This window comes from Alistipes sp., from assembly GCF_020026455.1.
Taxonomy (GTDB): Bacteria; Bacteroidota; Bacteroidia; order Bacteroidales; family Rikenellaceae; genus Alistipes.
In genome coordinates, this window is sequence record NZ_JAHHQJ010000009.1 from 61,879 (window position 1) to 74,036 (window position 12,158).

General features: G+C 60.3%; 12 protein-coding genes and 1 tRNA gene. 4 read left to right on the forward strand and 9 right to left on the reverse strand.

Features of this window, described 5'->3' with window-relative positions:
* Positions 1–3 precede the first annotated feature (3 nt).
* From QZ460_RS06680 to sufB, 7 genes are all read right to left on the reverse strand, one after another.
* Entirely contained in the window at positions 4–1,032 is a 1,029-nt protein-coding gene (locus QZ460_RS06680; RefSeq protein WP_290540802.1) for an efflux RND transporter periplasmic adaptor subunit, read from the reverse strand.
* A gap of 62 nt (positions 1,033–1,094) precedes the next feature.
* On the reverse strand, positions 1,095–2,201 hold the full coding sequence (locus QZ460_RS06685) for a BT_3928 family protein (RefSeq protein WP_290540803.1): 1,107 nt from the start codon (positions 2,199–2,201) through the stop codon (positions 1,095–1,097).
* A complete protein-coding gene (gene tmk / locus QZ460_RS06690) occupies positions 2,198–2,884 on the reverse strand; it encodes a dTMP kinase (protein WP_290540804.1) in 687 nt (228 codons plus the stop codon). The genes QZ460_RS06685 and tmk overlap by 4 nt, the downstream gene beginning before the upstream one ends.
* 133 nt (positions 2,885–3,017) lie before the next feature.
* On the reverse strand, positions 3,018–4,244 hold the full coding sequence (locus tag QZ460_RS06695) for a cysteine desulfurase (protein WP_290540805.1): 1,227 nt from the start codon (positions 4,242–4,244) through the stop codon (positions 3,018–3,020).
* A gap of 3 nt (positions 4,245–4,247) precedes the next feature.
* Positions 4,248–5,069, reverse strand: a complete 822-nt coding sequence (locus QZ460_RS06700; protein WP_290540806.1) for a SufD family Fe-S cluster assembly protein — start codon at positions 5,067–5,069, stop codon at positions 4,248–4,250.
* A complete protein-coding gene (sufC, locus tag QZ460_RS06705; protein ID WP_290540807.1) occupies positions 5,069–5,821 on the reverse strand; it encodes a Fe-S cluster assembly ATPase SufC in 753 nt (250 codons plus the stop codon). Before sufC ends, QZ460_RS06700 begins: the two co-directional genes overlap by 1 nt.
* Positions 5,822–6,028: 207 nt before the next feature.
* On the reverse strand, positions 6,029–7,474 hold the full coding sequence (gene sufB / locus QZ460_RS06710; protein WP_290540808.1) for a Fe-S cluster assembly protein SufB: 1,446 nt from the start codon (positions 7,472–7,474) through the stop codon (positions 6,029–6,031).
* A 394-nt stretch (positions 7,475–7,868) separates the two neighbouring features.
* Here sufB and QZ460_RS06715 point away from each other — a divergent pair.
* The 4 genes from QZ460_RS06715 to QZ460_RS06730 all read left to right on the forward strand — a co-directional run bounded on the left by QZ460_RS06715 (position 7,869) and on the right by QZ460_RS06730 (position 10,126).
* A tRNA-Ser gene (locus QZ460_RS06715) sits at positions 7,869–7,960 on the forward strand.
* A 247-nt stretch (positions 7,961–8,207) separates the two neighbouring features.
* Positions 8,208–9,425: a site-specific integrase gene (locus tag QZ460_RS06720; RefSeq protein ID WP_290540809.1), complete on the forward strand. Its 1,218-nt coding sequence runs from the start codon at positions 8,208–8,210 to the stop codon at positions 9,423–9,425.
* A gap of 117 nt (positions 9,426–9,542) precedes the next feature.
* Complete coding sequence (locus QZ460_RS06725; protein ID WP_290540810.1) at positions 9,543–9,830, forward strand: helix-turn-helix domain-containing protein; 288 nt, start codon at positions 9,543–9,545, stop codon at positions 9,828–9,830.
* Positions 9,830–10,126, forward strand: coding sequence for a helix-turn-helix domain-containing protein (locus QZ460_RS06730; protein WP_290540811.1), 297 nt, complete (start codon positions 9,830–9,832; stop codon positions 10,124–10,126). The genes QZ460_RS06725 and QZ460_RS06730 overlap by 1 nt, the downstream gene beginning before the upstream one ends.
* A gap of 150 nt (positions 10,127–10,276) precedes the next feature.
* Here QZ460_RS06730 and QZ460_RS06735 read toward each other — a convergent pair whose 3' ends face one another.
* Together QZ460_RS06735 and umuD are read right to left on the reverse strand one after the other, a co-directional pair.
* Positions 10,277–11,536: a Y-family DNA polymerase gene (locus QZ460_RS06735; RefSeq protein ID WP_290540833.1), complete on the reverse strand. Its 1,260-nt coding sequence runs from the start codon at positions 11,534–11,536 to the stop codon at positions 10,277–10,279.
* 6 nt (positions 11,537–11,542) lie between these two features.
* Entirely contained in the window at positions 11,543–11,983 is a 441-nt protein-coding gene (gene umuD, locus QZ460_RS06740; protein WP_290540812.1) for a translesion error-prone DNA polymerase V autoproteolytic subunit, read from the reverse strand.
* Positions 11,984–12,158 lie beyond the last annotated feature (175 nt).

Consider the following 12,158-nt stretch of genomic DNA (forward strand, 5'->3'; position numbering starts at 1 on the left):
GTGTCATTTTAAGATGCGGACCCGTTCGCCCTCGCGCAACTGGTAGACTCCCGCCGTGACGACCCGTTCGCCGGGCGCAACGCCGCCGTCGACGACCACCCGGTCGCGGCCGAACAGCTCCCCGAGCGTCACCGCGCGCCGCATGACCCGATCGCCCGCGCCGATGACCCAGACGTAGGTCCCGCCCTCGGCCGGGGCATAGACGGCCGAAACGGGCAACGACACGGCATCGGGAACGGGATCGGGGCTCGACATGGTGATCGTGCACGACATGCCGGGCGAAATGCGGTAACGGGTCGGATCGAGATTTTCGAGGGTCAGCGACACGGGGAATCCCGAGGCATCGGACGAGGTTTTGACATACTCTTTCAAGCGGGCCGGAATGGCCTCGCCCCGGTAGTTGTCGAACGCAACGCTAAAGTGTGTCGAACTGTCGCGCAGCAGCGACAGCGCATTTTCGGGCAACGTGAACTGGACGGTACGGGTGACGGGATTGACCAGCCGGAGGATCGGCTGTCCGGCCTGCACGCGCTCGAAATTATCGACATACTTCCGCTCGACGATCCCGGCGAACGGGGCTTTCAGGCGGGTGTCCTTCAGCAGGTCGAGGGTGTTCTCATAGGTCGAGCGGGCCTGCGCATAGCGCGTAGCGGCCGCTTCGGCATCCTGCCGCGACACCGCCTCGTGCGCCAGAAGCCGCTGCATGCGCTGCTGCTGCGAGCGGGCCTGCTCGAAGGCCGAGCGGGTCGCAGCGACCTGCAACTCGATGTCCCGGGGATCGAGTTCGGCCAGCAGTTCGCCCTTCTTCACCCCCGCGCCCTGCGAAACGGGAACGTCAAGGACCTGTCCCGCCACCTTGAAGGCGAGGTTCACGGCCTCGTCGGGAGTGGCCATGCCGGCGAAATCCTTGTCGATAAGACCCGCGCCGGCAGCTGTCGCGACCTTCACGGGACGGACCACCGCAGGAGCGGGCGTCCTGCGGGAACACGCCCCGGCAAGCAGGGCGATCGCTAAAATGGGGACGATGCGCATACGAAAAAAGTTGACACCCTTTTCCGGTGTCAACTTTCATACCAGCGGCCCGCAGGGTACCCCTACGGACGAATATCGCGACAGTTCTTTTTAGAGGTGATGGTTCCGTCGTCCAGCACGACAAGTCCGTTATTGGCACGGAGCATGGTTTTCATCGTCGAGGCATCGATGTTGTAGCACCGCACCTCCTCCGAGCCGAACTCATACCACGTGACGCCGTAAAGCGGATCGGGCGTCAGGCAGATCACGTGCGCTCCCTCCTCGCGGGCCCGCTCCGCAAGCCGCCCCATACGTCGGGCGCACGAACGCGGAAGGTGGTCGAAATCCGTGACGCAAAGCAGGTAGACCCGCCCCGGCATCGTCAGCACCGTCTCCGTGGCGTCGCCCTCGGCATCGCGCAGGGCAAATTCGCTCACAAGGGGCCTCACGGCCGGGACTTCGCTCGTGGTGCGGGTGTCGACCCACTCCCACTTTGCCGTATCCTGCCACTCGGTCTCCTCCAGCGAGAACTCGCGCTCGCGGCCCGTCTGCCGGTTGCGGTAGATCAGCACGGTCTCCGACTCCCCCGGTTCGACGACGGGAGCCTGCATCGCCTGGCGGATATTCACCCCGACCTTATAGGGCAAAAAGTCGATCAGCGGCAGGTGGATGTAACAGTAATAGCCGAGGTACATCGACAAAAAGAAGAACGTGCCCGTCAGCACGATTTCCAACGGCTTGAAGGCAAAAATCTTGTCGGGACGGTAACGCCACCACACCACGAAGGCCATCGGCAGCAGCACGACATTCTTGGCGAAAGTCTCCCACGGGGAGAGTTTCAGCGCCTCGCCGAAGCAGCCGCAGTCCTCGACCGGGATGAGCGTGGCGCTCAACAGTGTCAGCAGCGTGAAGAAAACCATCGACAGCACGGCGAAGATCGAAATCAGCCGGATGCGGACCTTGAACAGCAGCATGCAGCCCATCATCAGCTCGGCACCGCACAGCCAGATCGAAAAGGCCATCGCTCCGGGCTGCAGGTAGTCGAGCCCGTAGATCGAAAGGTACTCGTTGACCTTCAGCGCCGTGCCCCACGGGTCGATCACCTTCGTGAATCCCGAGACGATGAACGTGCAGGCGAGGATCAGCCGGCAGATATTAGCCGTAATTTTGAAAATCCGGGTTTTTCTCATCGCGCGTCGAGTATCGGGGCCAGCACGGCCCGTATTTTTTCGAAAATCTCTTCGGGCGAAGCCATCGCCCCCGACGCATCGCGACAGTCGACCACCCGCAGCGAAGCGTCCTTCGCCGCCGCGGCGAGGTAGACCTCCCGCACGCGACGTTGCAGGTCGAGAGCGTCTTCGTGGATGTCCCGGCTGCCCTGCAGGTAGTCGCGGTCGTCTCCCCGGCGGACCTCCGTGAGCTTGCGCTCGGTGAAGGCGAACGGCACGTCGAGGAACAGCGACAGGTCGGGGCGCGGCAGGTTGTTGGATCCGAATTCCAGATCCAGAATCCACTGCGACAGGCGGTCGCGGCCCTCGCCGGCGGGAAGTTTCGCACATTGGTAACCCACGTTCGAATAGACGTAACGGTCGAGGATGACGGCTTTGCCTGAGGCGATCCACTCCCGGATCTGCGGGCCGGCCGCCGCACGGTCACCCGCGAAGAGCAGGGCCACCAGATAGGGGTCGACCTCGTTCACACCACCGAATTCGCCCCGCAGAAAGCGGGCGATCAGCTCGCCGTACACCGGCGCGTCGAAACGCGGAAAATGCACGTAGGCGCTCTCCACGCCACGCTCCGCAAACATCTGGCGCAACAGACGGATCTGGGTCGACTTGCCCGCTCCGTCCAAGCCTTCGAGTACGATGAACATCGGTCAGTAATTTTTAATATCTCACAATCATTATCGGAGCATCGTGCGTCCTTTCGCCGTCGCCCTCCTGTGCAAACCGGTCCGTCGGACGACGGAGGCCGGTCGCATCGCAACCGGAAGAGCTTCTGAACGCTCAACGCTGACTTCGAAGCATTTTCACAGCCCGTTCGACCCCCGCAGCCAGCGCATCGACCTCGGAGAGCGTATTGTACAAGGCGAACGAGGCCCGACACATGCCCGTCGTCGCGTAGTGGTCCATGACGGGTTCGGCGCAGTGCTGCCCCGTGCGGACCGCAATGCCCAGCTTATCGAGAATCATCCCCATATCATAGGGGTGCACGCCCGCGACATTGAACGAGAGGATGGCGCACTTGCCGGGCACCGTGCCGTAAATACGCAGTCCGTCGATCGCCTCCAGCCGCTCCGCGGCACGACGCAGCAGCGCCTCCTCGTGGGCCTCGATCTCCGCAGGGTCGAACTGCTGCACGAACTTCACGGCCTCTCCCAGCCCGATGGCGCCCACGAAATTGGCCGTTCCGGCCTCGAATTTCAGCGGTACGGGGGCATAGGTGGTCTTTGCAAACGTGACCCTGTCGACCATGTCGCCGCCGCCCAGGAACGGCGGCATGCGTTCCAGCAGTTCGCGCTTGCCGTACAGCACGCCGATGCCCGTCGGCCCGTAGAGCTTGTGGCCCGAGAAGGCGTAGAAGTCGCAGTCCATGGCACGGACATCGACCCCGCCGTGGACCACACCCTGGCAGCCGTCGACAACGACAATGGCTCCCACGGCATGCGCCGCCTCGACGACAGGCCGCAGGTCGGGCCGTGTGCCGAGCGTATTCGACGCCTGCGTGACGGCCACCACGCGCGTGCGGGCATCCACAAGCGTCGGCAGGAGATCCGTGCGCAAGGCTCCCGCCTCGTCGAACGGAAGCACGCGGAGTTCGGCCCCCCTGCGTTCGGCCAGCATCTGCCACGGCACGATGTTCGAGTGGTGCTCCATCTCGCTGACGAGGATGTTGTCCCCCGCCCCGACGAAGGCATCGCCCCAGGCATAGGCCACCGTATTGAGCGACGCCGTGGCGCCCGCCGTGAAGACGATCTCCTCCTTCGCGGCCGCGCCGACGAATGAGGCGATCCGTTCCCGGGCGGCTTCATAGAGCGCCGTCGCCTCCTCCGAAAGGAAATGCACCCCGCGGTGAATGTTGGCATTCAGCTCCCGGTGGAAGCGATCGACCGCATCGATCACCGCCCGGGGTTTCTGTGCCGTAGCCCCGCTGTCGAGGTAAACCAGCGGCTTGCCATAGACTTCGCGGTGCAGGATCGGGAACTCCTCCCGTATTTTTTCAACGTCGAACATGGATCACAAGGTTTCGATTTTCGCCGCGGCCCGTTCCAGAATCGCCCCGCACAACGGTTCGATGCCGCAGCGGGTCACCACATCGCCGACGAATCCTTCGATCTGCAACCGCCGGGCCTGGGCTTCGCTCAGACCGCGCTGCCGCATGTAAAGTATCGCCTCGGCATCCATCTGCCCCACCGTCGCGCCGTGCGAGCACTTCACGTCGTCGGCGTAGATTTCCAGCTGCGGCTGGGTCGCGATGCGGGCCGTCCGGCTCAGCAGGATGTTGCGGCTCTGCTGGCGGGCATCGGTGCGCTGGGCATCGGGAGCCACATAGACCATGCCGCAGAACTCCCCCACGGCCTGCCCCCCGGCAACTCCCTTGATGCAGGAGTCGCTGCGGCAGTCGGCGACGTTGTGCGCCGTATGCAGTTTCAGCACGCAATGCTCTTCACCCGCGACGAGGAACACCCCGCCCAGAGCACTTTCGGCCTCCGCGCCGTCGAGGTCGATGCGGTACGAAGCGTTGGCGCTCGACAGCAGCACCGTCGTCAGGCGGCAGCGGCTGTGTGCGGCCTGCTTCACCGCGACCTCGGCAAAGGCCTCGGCCGTGAAGAGTTCGATCAGTTCCAGCTGCGCCCCTTCGGCCAGCGTCAGCGTCAGCGACGACACGTCGGGCGCCGTATACAGCACGACGATGCGCGCCGAAGCTCCCGCCGCAGCCTCGACATGCAGGTGTCGGGGATCGACCGCCGCAAAGGGTTCGGTCTCGGAGCCGGCGATGCGGAGCACCTCGCCGCCCGCCGGACGGAATCCGCGGATGATGTCGCGAAGAGTCTCCATCACTTGTCGTATTCGTTGATCAGCCAGTCGTAGCCCTCCTTTTCGAGCTTGAGGGCCAGCGACTTGTCGCCCGAATGGATGATGCGGCCCTTGTAGAGCACATGCACCACGTCGGGCACGATATAATCCAGCAGACGCTGGTAGTGAGTGATGACCACCGTTGCGTTGTCCGCCCGGTGAAGTTTGGTGACACCCGTGGCAACGATGCGCAGGGCGTCGATGTCGAGGCCCGAGTCGGTCTCGTCCAGGATCGCCAGTTTCGGGTCGAGCATCGCCATCTGGAAAATCTCGTTCTTCTTCTTCTCGCCGCCCGAGAAGCCTTCGTTCACGGCACGCGAGGTGAGTTTTTCCGAGAGTTCCACCACAGCGCTCTTCTCGCGCATCAGGTGCAGGAATTTGGAGGCCGAAAGCGGCTCCTCTCCGCGGAACTTGCGCTGTTCGTTGACGGCCAGCTTCATGAAATTGGCCATCGTCACGCCCGGAATCTCCACCGGATACTGAAAGCCCAGAAACAGTCCCAGCCGTGCCCGGTCCTCGATGGACATCGACAGCAGGTCGCAACCCAGAAATTCGGCCGACCCTTCGGTGACGGTGAACTTCTCATTGCCGGCCAGCACCGACGCCAGCGTCGACTTGCCCGAGCCGTTGGGCCCCATGATGGCATGCACCTCGCCGGCCTTCACCTCCAGGTCGATTCCCCGGAGAATCTCCTTGCCGTCGACCGAGGCATGCAGATTTTTTACCTTTAACATATCTTTTTTACCTGTTTTTACATGTTCCAATCTCCCGGAGCTCCTCGCCCCGAGATTGCGGACCCAGTCCGGCGGCCCAAGTTGCACCCGGCGCCCCAAGTCCAGCGCCACCCGAGTTTGGCTCCCAGACCAACGCCACACAAGTTGCCTCCCCAGTCCGAGCCTCCCGAGTTTGGCTCCCAGTTCAGCGCCTCCCGAGGTTGCACCCTACCCGACCGATCCTTCCAACTGCAGGGCCAGCAGTTTCTGCGCCTCGACGGCGAATTCCATCGGCAGTTTCGACAGCACCTCGCGGGCATAGCCGTTGACGATCAGCCCCACGGCATCCTCCGTCGAGAGACCCCGCTGGTTGCAGTAGAACAGCTGGTCGTCGGAGATTTTCGAGGTCGTGGCCTCGTGCTCGACCACTCCCGTCGGATTGCGCACGTCGATCACGGGGAACGTATGCGCCCCGCATTTGTCACCGATGAGCAGCGAATCGCACTGCGAGTAGTTGCGAGCGTTCTCGGCACCCTTTGCCACGCGAACCATTCCCCGGTAGGAGTTCTCGCTCCGCCCCGCCGAAATACCTTTCGACACGATGCGGCTGCGGGTGTTGCGGCCTACGTGGATCATCTTCGTTCCCGTGTCGGCCTGCTGGAAATTGTTGGTCATGGCCACCGAGTAGAACTCGCCCACGGAGTTGTCGCCCGCGAGGATGCAGCTCGGGTATTTCCACGTGATGGCCGACCCGGTCTCGACCTGCGTCCACGACAGACGCGCCCCCTCGCGGCAGATGCCGCGCTTGGTGACGAAGTTATAAATGCCGCCCCGGCCCTGCTTGTCGCCGGGATACCAGTTCTGGACGGTGGAATATTTCACCTCGGCATCCCGCTCGACAACGATCTCGACCACGGCGGCGTGGAGCTGGTTCTCGTCGCGCTGCGGCGCGGTGCAGCCTTCGAGGTAGCTCACATAGGCGCCCTCGTCGGCCACGATCAGCGTGCGCTCGAACTGACCCGTGCCGGCGGCGTTGATGCGGAAATAGGTCGACAGCTCCATCGGACAGCGCACCCCCTTGGGGATGTAGCAGAACGAACCGTCGGAGAAGACCGCGGCGTTCAGCGCAGCGTAGTAGTTGTCGGTATAAGGCACGACGCTCCCGAGGTATTTTTTCACCAGATCGGGGAAGTCGCGCAGCGCCTCGGAGATCGAGCAGAAGAGAATACCCTTCTCGGCCAGCACCTCCCTGAAGGTGGTCTTGACCGACACGGAGTCCATCACGGCATCGACCGCAACGCCCGCCAGCGCCATCTGCTCCTCGAGCGGAATGCCCAGTTTGTCGAAGGTTCGTTTCAGCTCGGGATCGACTTCGTCCATCGAGCCGAGTTTTTTCTTCGGCCTGGGAGCTGCATAGTAGATGATCTCCTGAAAGTCGATCGGGGGGATTGTCAGGTGGGCCCAGGTCGGCGGTTCGAGCGTCACCCAATGGCGGTAGGCCGCCACGCGCCGCTCGGTCATCCACTCCGGCTCGCCTTTTTTGGCGGAGATCAGCCGCACGACCTCCTCCGAAAGACCCTTGCCGATGGTTTCGGTTTCGATGTCCGTCGTGAAGCCGTACTTGTATTCCTGCTCTCCGATATTCTCCAGTATGTTTTTCTCGTTCTCTGCCATCACAAGCGAAATATCATGCAAAGATATAAAATTCCATTTACATTCGTACCATCTCCCCTGCAAATCCGGTTCCGCAGCGGTCAAACGGCATGAAAGAGGTGTGAAACGGCCTCCAGCGGAGCAGTCGGCGGGCAATGCCCCCGAAAAAGTCACGGCATAATTTCGGGCAGACCGTGCCTCACGGGGCTACAAAGCAGTTTTCGGATGCAGGCCATGCTGCGGCAGAAACCCCGGCAAAATTGCGCACCATATATAATATGCAACGAACGGACAGCGTCCCAAAAGGACGGAGATTTAGGTAAAAATACAAATTTCGACCTCATTTCTTTGTATTTCCCCAAAAAGATTCTATATTTGCACACCCTTTCGGAGTTAACAGCCGGAAGGCGTGTCCGGAGAGGTGGGTGAGTGGCTGAAACCACCGGTTTGCTAAACCGACGTACGGGGCAACCTGTACCACGAGTTCGAATCTCGTCCTCTCCGCCAAGAAACAACGCAAAAGATTGCAAATCCCTGTAAATCACGAATTTACAGGGATTTTTATTTTGGTCCAAATGCAGAAAAAAGCACCGAAAAGCAGGTTATCTGTGGCCTATTCGGTGTACTTTTTTCCGGGCCGAAAAAGTACACCGAATTGCTCGTAACAGATTGGTTTGCATCCGTTTGCAGCGGTCTTCCTCTTGACACGAGACACTTGGGAAACTAATTTTGTAACCCTTAATTCGGTGTACTTATGGAAAGGACAACATTCGGACTGTTGTTTTACATTCGACGGGACAAGACCAACAAAAAAGGTGAAGCTCCCGTGTTTATGCGTCTGACAATCAACGGAGAACGCGCTGACGCCTCGATCAAACGCTTCATCGAGCCGCACGCCTGGAACTCGGAAAAAGGAAAAGCCAACGAAAAATGCCGCGGCGGAAAGGATTTGAACCTGTACCTGGACGCCATTTCCGCCAACATTTTGCGGATACAAAGGGACCTCGAACTCGACAAGAAAGAGGTCTCCGCCCAAATCATTCTGAACCGCTATCTGGGCAAGGAACAGTCGGACCGTCACACGTTGATGGAGGTTTTCCGAGCCCACAACGAAAAGTGCAGGGCGCTGTCGGGCATCAGCCTCGCCCCGGGAACGGTGATCCGCTACGAAACCACGCTGCGGCTGACCGAGGAGTTCCTGCGCACGACCTACAAAAAGGAGGACTGCTATCTGGATGAGGTCACAAATCAGTTTATCGAAGACTTCGAGTTTTTTCTCAAGACAGTCCGGCGGTGCTGCCACAACACGACCTCAAAGTACCTGCTAAACTTCAAGAAGATTGTTCGCATTGCGCTGGCCAAAGGATGGATGAAGAAGGATCCGTTTGCCCACATTCGGTTTCATCTGGATCCTGTCGAACGGGAGTTTCTTGAGAAACAGGAGCTGAAAGCCATGCTCAACAAGGAGATCACCATCACCCGACTGGCGCAGGTTCGCGACATCTTCTGTTTCTGCTGTCTGACGGGGCTGGCCTTTACGGACGTGCAACAGCTCAAACCCGAGCATCTGGTGGCGGACATCCACGGCAAGATCTGGATCCGCAAGGCGCGGCAGAAGACCAAGAACATGTGCAACATTCCGCTGCTCGACGAGGCGCAAAAGATTATCGACCGTTACAGGGATCACCCCTACTGCCAGACGCACGGCGTGTTGCTTCCCGTATGCAGCAACCAGAAGATGAACTCCTACTTGAAGGAGCTGGCCGACATCTGCGGCATCCGCAAGAATCTCTCGACGCATTGCGCGCGCCATACGTTCGCAACCCTGACGCTGGCCAGCGGCGCCACGATCGACAACGTTGCCAAGATGCTCGGCCATGCCAACGTCAACATGACGCGCCGCTATGCGAAGGTTCTCGACTCGTCGATCATGCGCGACATGGAGGTCGTCGCCGAAAATATGGCGTTGTAGCCCGATGTCGGACATGCAAGGTCTGCAAAGGACACCCGGCATCTTTTCCGGAATTCCGCCCTATTTTGCGGGCGGGTTCCGGGAATCGGGGCCCCTGCGAACTAAAAATGGTATACCATGGAATGCAAACTCATTGAGGCGGCCGCCTTCGAGGAACTGAAGGCGATCGTCAACCGGATGCAGAGCCGGACGGCCCATCTGGCCACGAAGACCATGCCCCGCAAACCCGGAGGATGGCTGACCCAGGAGGAGGTATGCGGCATGCTGCGCGTCTCGAAACGGGTGCTGCAATACTATCGGCGGCAGCGGAAGATCCCCTACTCGATGATCGGCAACAAGGTCTATTTCCGAGAGAGCGACATCAAGCGCATCCTCGATGCCAATCTGATCAAATCCCGGGCATGATGGAAGAGTGGATTACGCGGAAATCTCCGGAGTACAGGGAGCTTCAGGAGAAGGCGCTGGCAGCGATCGAGAGGATCGAGGCGATGATCGAGACCCTGCCCTCACAGCTCCATGCGGAGACCTATCTGACCGGCGAGGAGGTGCGGAACCTCTTCGGGTTGAGCCAACGGTCGCTGCAGACCTACCGCGACGAGCGGATTATCCCCTACACGGCCCTCGGCGGAAAGTTTCTCTACCCGATGTCCGAGATTGCGAAGATTCTCGAAAAGAATCTCGTCAAACCGATTCAGCGATAAGACAAGGAGCAACGGGCGGCCCGTTGCTCCTGTTTTTTCAGCCCAACGTCTCCAGTTGCCGAATCTCCTCTTCGGTGAGGAAATCACGGAGGTATTTTCCGTCGGTATAAAAGTTATAGTTGCCTCCCGGCCGAAAACCGATCGTTACAGCTATCGCAATTTTATGGTCAACAGTTCATTCCAGTCGGTCGTATAGCGGGGCGAAAGGTGCTCGCGGTTCATGCGGAAGGGCTCCGTCCCCTGTGCCGCGACGACGAGCGTCCCCTTGCCGTGGAGCTTGTTGACCGAGTCGAGCGCCTCCATCAGCCGGGCGTGCTTTTCCCGGTCCAGCGGCGAAAACAGCGCCCCCTGCTGTTCGGAGGCCGGGGTGATCTGCGAAAGGATCACGCCGGCCTTCTTGTATCCATAGCCCGGCCGGAAGACCTGCCGCAGGGCAATTCTCGCCTGGTGAACGATCTCCAGCGTGCTGTCGGTCGGTTCGGGCAGCAGCTGCAAACTTGTTTCGTAACGCTGGGGCTGGTCTTCGCGGTGGCGGTTCGTGAAGAGGTAGCTTTGTACCTCGCCGCAAACCGATCCTTGGCCCCGCAGCTTCTCGGCGCACATCGAGGCAAACTCCGCAATGATCGGGTCCAGTTCCTCCAGCGTATAGATCTCCTTCGGAAAGGAGCGCGAGATGGTGATCTGCTGCTTGCGGGGCGGCATATGTTCGAAACTGATGCACTCCATCCCCTGCAACTCGTTCCACGTCCGTAGTCCCACGACCCCCATGCGGGCTCGCACCCACTCCTGCGGCAACTCAACGAACTGCTGCGCCGTGCGCAATCCCATGCGGTCGAACATCTTCCCGTAGCGGCGACCGATGCCCCAGACATCCATCAGCGGGAATTTCCGCAACACCTTCGTGATGTCCTCCCGGCGGTGCATGTAGCAGCAGCCATTGAGCTTGGGGTACTGCTTGGCCAGTTTCGAGGCGATCTTGGCCAGCGTCTTGGTCGGTGCGATGCCGATGCTGACCGGAATCCCGACATTGCGGCGGATCGTGCGACCGATCGAACGTCCCAGTTCATCGAGAGGCTCGGCCATACCTCGCAGGTCGAAGAAGGCCTCGTCGATCGAGTAGACCTCGATGCCGGGAACCAGCGAGCGGAGCGTCGCCATCACGCGGCGCGACAGGTCGCCATACAGGGCGAAGTTGGCCGAAAAGACCGTGACCAGCCCGCGGTCGACAAGCGGCCGGATCTGGAAGAAGGGCTGTCCCATGCCGATGCCGAGGGCCTTGGCCTCGTTCGAACGGGCGATGATGCAGCCGTCGTTGTTCGAGAGCACCACGACAGGACGCTCCTCCAGATCGGGCCGAAAGAGCCGCTCGCAGGAGGTATAGAAATTGTTACAGTCGCAGAGCCCGTACATGGTCACCTATTTGAAGGTTTTGATGACGTGGCGAACGATGCCCCAGATCTGGAAGTCGTTGGCGGCATCCACGCGAATCGGTTGATATTTCGGATTCGAGGGCATCAGCCAGGCGCAACCCTTTTCGAGCCGCACGCGCTTGACCGTGAATTCGCCGTCAACGTAGCAGACGGCGATGCAGCCGTCACAAGGGGCCACCGAACGATCGACGACGAGCAGGTCGCCGTCGCCGATGCCATCGCCGGCCATGCTGTCGCCCGAGACCCGCACGAAGAAGGTCGAGGCCGGGTTGTGGACCAGTTCGCGGTTCAGGTCGAGCGGAGAATCGAGAAAGTCGTCGGCCGGCGACGGGAACCCCGCCTTGACATCTCCCCCGGCAACAGGGAGTTCCTGACGGGTCGTAAGGTCCGGCGCATGAAATGTCAACTGGTCTTTCGTCTTTTCCATGTTCCAATAACGCAAATCAAGGTTTGAAAGTACGAAAAAAAGATCATTTTGCATTTTTTCAACATAAAAAAAGGGCAAAATACCGATTGCTGAAAAGTCAATAAGGTTCGCCAAAATAATGAACATTTCCGGCAAGCCTCTGAATCTCGTCTCTTTGCGTGATGTTTATTTCAGG